Origin of the sequence: uncultured Shewanella sp. (genome assembly GCF_947495455.1) — a bacterium.
Classification (GTDB): domain Bacteria; phylum Pseudomonadota; class Gammaproteobacteria; order Enterobacterales; family Shewanellaceae; genus Shewanella.
In genome coordinates this window covers 1-5181 of the sequence record NZ_CANLZC010000185.1, presented here as the reverse complement: position 1 = coordinate 5181, position 5181 = coordinate 1, and the positions used below count along the sequence as shown (strand labels likewise).

General features: G+C 43.7%; 3 protein-coding genes. 2 read left to right on the top strand and 1 reads right to left on the bottom strand.

All coding sequences use genetic code 11. From position 1 onward, the window contains the following. The first annotated feature begins 304 nt into the window (after nucleotides 1–304). On the top strand, nucleotides 305–2941 hold the full coding sequence (gene ppc, locus Q0791_RS24385) for a phosphoenolpyruvate carboxylase (protein WP_299011860.1): 2637 nt from the start codon (nucleotides 305–307) through the stop codon (nucleotides 2939–2941). A gap of 152 nt (nucleotides 2942–3093) precedes the next feature. Continuing rightward, nucleotides 3094–3603, top strand: a complete 510-nt coding sequence (locus Q0791_RS24380) for a DUF1439 domain-containing protein (RefSeq protein ID WP_299011861.1) — start codon at nucleotides 3094–3096, stop codon at nucleotides 3601–3603. 118 nt (nucleotides 3604–3721) lie between these two features. Here Q0791_RS24380 and Q0791_RS24375 read toward each other — a convergent pair whose 3' ends face one another. Next, complete coding sequence (locus Q0791_RS24375; protein WP_299011859.1) at nucleotides 3722–4996, bottom strand: CinA family nicotinamide mononucleotide deamidase-related protein; 1275 nt, start codon at nucleotides 4994–4996, stop codon at nucleotides 3722–3724. Nucleotides 4997–5181 lie beyond the last annotated feature (185 nt).

Genomic DNA, 5181 nt, shown 5'->3' with positions numbered 1-5181 from the left:
CCGAGCAGTCAAACGAAGACCACAGCGATATGCTAGAAATAAAAAATGCCAATAAGCTTAACTTACTGGCATTAGCCCGTTATACCAGCAATATTCTCCCCTCACATTCACCAGAAAAAGACTATATTTAGAACGCTATTAACAAAATAACCTAAGCTCCACATATTGACCCAGACCCTAAATTCTGAGTAAGGTGGAGAGTTCGCGGATTATTTTGTCGTGAAAAATATTGAAAATAACAAGAACAATAATAATGGACCCTTATATTGAGATAATTTTATATTAACGTGCTTGGAGTCTTTTTATGGTAGATATATACGCATCCTTAAGGTCAAATGTAGGCACTTTAGGGCAAATTCTGGGTGACACGATACGCACGGATCTCGATGAAGCTTTTCTAGATAAAATCGAACAAATTCGTCATTTAGCAAAAAGTTCTCGCCAAGGAAAAGAAGGCGCGCGGGAAGAAATGCTAACTTTGCTTAATGCCCTTCCCGACGACGAATTAGTGCCTTTTGCTAAGGCCTTCAACCAATTTTTAAACTTGGCTAATATCGCTGAGCAATTCCATACCATCAGCCATAATTGCGACGAACTTGTCTGTGTTCCCGATCCCGTTGAACAACTTCTCAACCATATGCTCGACAGTGATATAGATCATCAATCTATGCTCGACTGCCTTAAAAGTCTCGATATTGATCTCGTCTTAACGGCCCATCCAACAGAAATATCAAGACGCACCTTGATTCAAAAGTATGCCGCCATCGTCGACACGCTCGGTCAATTAGAGAACCAGCAGATAAGCGAGCGACAAAAGAAACAATATCACTTACGCCTGCGCCAATTAATTGCTCAAATTTGGCACACCAACGAAATTAGAGAAACTAGGCCAACTCCCGTCGATGAAGCCAGTTGGGGCTTATGCACAGTAGAAACCTCATTATGGCAAGCTATTCCCGATTTTTTAAGACAGCTTAATACATTAGTTGAAGAGCGCACGAGTGAGCAGCTGCCTATCGATATTGCGCCTATTCGCTTTTCCAGTTGGATGGGCGGAGACAGAGATGGCAACCCATTTGTCACAGCCAACGTCACTCAAGAAGTCTTAGATAAAAATAGACTATGCGCCGTCAAACTCTATCTCAAAGACATAGACAATTTATACGATGAATTATCTATGCCCAAAGCCAATGAGGCACTTAACGCCTTTACCCATAATGCTAAAGAGCCTTACCGTTATGTACTCAAAACATTATTAAGCCGACTAGAGAACACACAAAGCTTTTTAGAACAAAGATTAAATGGTCAAGTGAGCTCCTCAAATACTGACGAGCTTATTTGGCATAAAAACGATCTAAAAACGCCCTTAATGCTCTTATATCACAGCTTATCAGACTGTGGCATGAAGCTGATTGCCAATGGCTTGCTGCTGGACATTCTGCGTCGTATCGCCTGTTTCGGTGTCCATATACTTAGGCTAGATATCAGGCAAGATGCTCAACGCCATGCGGATGTGATTGCCGAGCTCACTCGCTACTTAGGTATGGGGGACTTTAATCATTGGACGGAAGATGAAAAACAAGCCTTCTTACTGCGTGAATTGACCAGCAAACGCCCATTGCTCCCTCATCAATGGCAACCTTCTGCTGAAGTCACTGAAGTATTAGATACTTGTCGCCTTATCGCCCAACAATCTGAGCAAGCCCTTGGCTCTTATGTGATCTCAATGGCCAGTAACCCATCAGATGTATTAACGGTATTGTTATTGCTCAAAGAAATGGATTGCCCGCACCCTATGCGTGTTGTGCCCTTATTTGAAACATTAGATGATTTAAACAATGCCGCAGCCTGTGTGACTGCACTCTTTGCTAACGATTGGTATCGAGGCTACACCAAAGGCCATCAAGAAATCATGATTGGTTATTCCGATTCAGCCAAAGATGCGGGCGTTATGGCGGCCGCCTGGGCCCAATATAATGCTCAAGAACAATTGGTCGCCATTTGTAAACAAGCCAATATCAAATTAACCTTATTTCATGGACGTGGTGGTACCGTTGGACGAGGCGGTGCACCCGCTCATGATGCCATTTTATCTCAACCACCAGGCTCAGTTGATGGTCGTATGCGTGTGACCGAGCAAGGTGAAATGATCCGCTTTAAATTCGGTTTACCCAAACTGGCCGTGCAAAGCTTAGCGCTTTATACCTCAGCAGTCATGGAAGCCACCTTGTTACCTCCACCAGAACCCAAACCTGAGTGGCGAGAAAGCATGCAAAGATTAGCCGATGACTCTGTTTTGGCTTACCGCGGCATAGTGAGAGAAGAGCCTGATTTTGTCGATTACTTCCGCGCTGCCACTCCCGAAGTCGAATTAGGAAAACTGCCACTGGGTAGCCGTCCAGCCAAGCGAAAATTAGATGGCGGCATTGAAAGCCTAAGAGCGATCCCTTGGATTTTTGCTTGGTCGCAAAACCGACTCATGCTGCCCGCTTGGCTAGGAGCAGGTGAAGCTATTCAGGCGGCAAAAGAGCGGGGGGAGCTGGCACAATTACAAGAGATGGTACAAAACTGGCCTTTCTTTAAAACCCGCATTTCCATGCTTGAAATGGTCTACGCCAAAGCGGAACCTAATTTAGCAGAGTATTACGACACTTATTTAGTACCACCACATTTACAGCATTTAGGCAAAACCTTACGAGAACGCTTAAGTCTCGGCGTTGAGTCCATATTGGCCCTCACTCAATCAGATGATTTAATGACACTCACCCCTTGGAATAGAAAGTCTATCGAATTAAGAAATCCTTATATCGATCCACTTAACTTCTTGCAAGCTGAGCTTCTCTCTCGTACTCGTAAACAAGACGCGCCATCGAGCAATGCAGAGCTCGCGCTCATGCTCACCATTGCTGGTGTGGCTGCTGGTATGCGAAACACTGGCTAGTTTAACCATACCATCACCCCCCTTGCTCGACTCATTGAGTTGGGCAAGGGATTTGAAAATGATAGACTACTCAATCATTCCATTTGGCAAGTCTATAGGCCCACACATTGAAATTATCAAGATCACTCCCTCTTTTATTTTTACTGCCATTCATGCTTTTTTTAAGTGCCTGTGTCAGTCAATACAGCGTGACGGAAAGCGAATTAACCTCTTATTTATCTAAAGAAATCACTTACGATAAAAAGCAAGGTAATGATGTGTTAGGCATGGAAATGCGCATCACAGATATTCAAGTCAAGCTAGGTGAAAAGCCTGATATGATGAGCGTATCGGCCACCACACATGTCACCATCAATAATCCTTTAAAGCCCTTTGATGCCAAGCTCTATGCTAAATTTGAGGCTAAACCTTGGTATGATGCCGAAAAACACAGCATCTATTTACACCAATTAACACTTGACGAACTGAAAACAGACAATAAAAAAATAGAGAAACTCATTCAGCCTCTTTCACCCCAATTAATGCGTTATTTGACGGAATTTTTATCGACCCAACCTGTATATGTGCTTGATACCAATGACACTAAACAAGCGATCATAGCTAAAATGACCAAACGTATTGAAGTCAAACCCGGTGAGATTTCACTGATTTTTAGTGATTAATTTTTAGTGATTAAATGGTCTCGAAAAGAAAGGATAAACAGCAGACGATAAAGCTGCTGTTTATTCCAAGAAAAGTGGTGACTTAACCTGACGTAATGCTCTCTTGCCTCATATCAAGTTATTTACTAAAGCGGCCAATAGAGCCATAATCGACAATCACAGCTTCACCAGCAAGTTCACGCCTTAACATATCATAAGCCACTGCCGTACTTAAACTGCGTACTAAATTCCGTGAGCGTCTAGGTAACTTAATCATTTGGCTATACACTCCATTACTGGTAGCCAGTGCGATGGCCACTGTGCCAACGGGCTTATCATTCGTGCCTCCGCTTGGGCCCGCCACACCGCTGGTGGCTAAAGCATAATCACTGTCTAAAATCCCTCTTACGCCTTTGGCCATTTCCTCTACTGTGGCAATTGAAACCGCACCATAATCGTCCAAGGTTTCCGGCTTCACATTCAGCAGTTTCACTTTTGACTCGTTAGTGTAAGTCACTAAGCCTTGATGTAAATAAGCTGAGCTCCCTTCAAAGTCCACCAGCTGACTGGCTATCATGCCACCCGTGCAAGACTCTGCAATACTCAAAGTTTTACCTGAATGTAAAAGCGTGGAATGAATTTCTTCGGCTAAACTCACCTTGCCATGAGCCACTATGGCATTCCCCAGTAACCCTATCACTTGCGCTTCGACTTTTGGCAATAAGGCTATAGCCTCTTCACCTCGCGCAAACAGTTTAATCTCAATATAAGGCATGAAAGAGCGGTAACCTAAGGTCACCCCTGTGGGTAAATTGATGTCTGATAATTTATCGGCAAGACTGGACTCTCCCTGCCCAAGGGTCAGCATTTTTTTCAAGGCAACTTGCGTCATTAAATCGAATTTATCTCTCACAAAAGGAATAAATTGCTCAGTCACCATTTGTTTAAACTCAAAAGGCACGCCAGGCGTAAAAAACAGCCAAGCGCGATTTAATTTAACCGCAAACCCACAGGCAGTGCCCACCGGATTATCAATCATAATCGCCGTATCCGGTAGCAAAGCTTGTTTTAGATTACTGTGAGCCATAGGGCGATTATTACGAGAAAACCAGTCTTCTAATCTTTGTCGCCACTGAGTATTTTCTACTAAGCCCACACCTTTAGCTAAGGCCATGGCTTCAGCAGATAGGTCATCGCTGGTGGGCCCAAGCCCGCCATTCACTAGAATAATATCAGCTTCGACGCTTCGCTCTTGAAACACCGCCACTAAATCTTCAAGCCTATCACCCACTGTAATTCGGCGCTCACACTCTATGCCTTGCTCCATCATGGCATTACCGAACCACGCCGCATTCGTATCAACAATCTGGCCTGCTAATACTTCCTCACCAGTACAAATCATTTCCAGTTTCATGCTATTCCTTACTCGCATCGCCAAAGATCCACTCAAGTTATACCCATCCGAATATAACTTCAAGATACGGAAGAAATTAACATGTTAAGTATCACGGGTACTGAGGGCTCCCCACTTTTCTGGCTCATAAACAATGAATACTGATTGTGAAGTGAGCCAAGTTATACAGCACATAACTATATTCT

Bases quoted from the DNA above. Each gene is read 5' to 3' on its own strand.
- Q0791_RS24380 (WP_299011861.1), top strand. From the start codon at position 3,094: ATGCTTTTTTTAAGTGCCTGTGTCAGTCAATACAGCGTGACGGAAAGC.
- Q0791_RS24375 (WP_299011859.1), bottom strand. From the start codon at position 4,996: ATGAAACTGGAAATGATTTGTACTGGTGAGGAAGTATTAGCAGGCCAG.
- ppc (WP_299011860.1), top strand. From the start codon at position 305: ATGGTAGATATATACGCATCCTTAAGGTCAAATGTAGGCACTTTAGGG.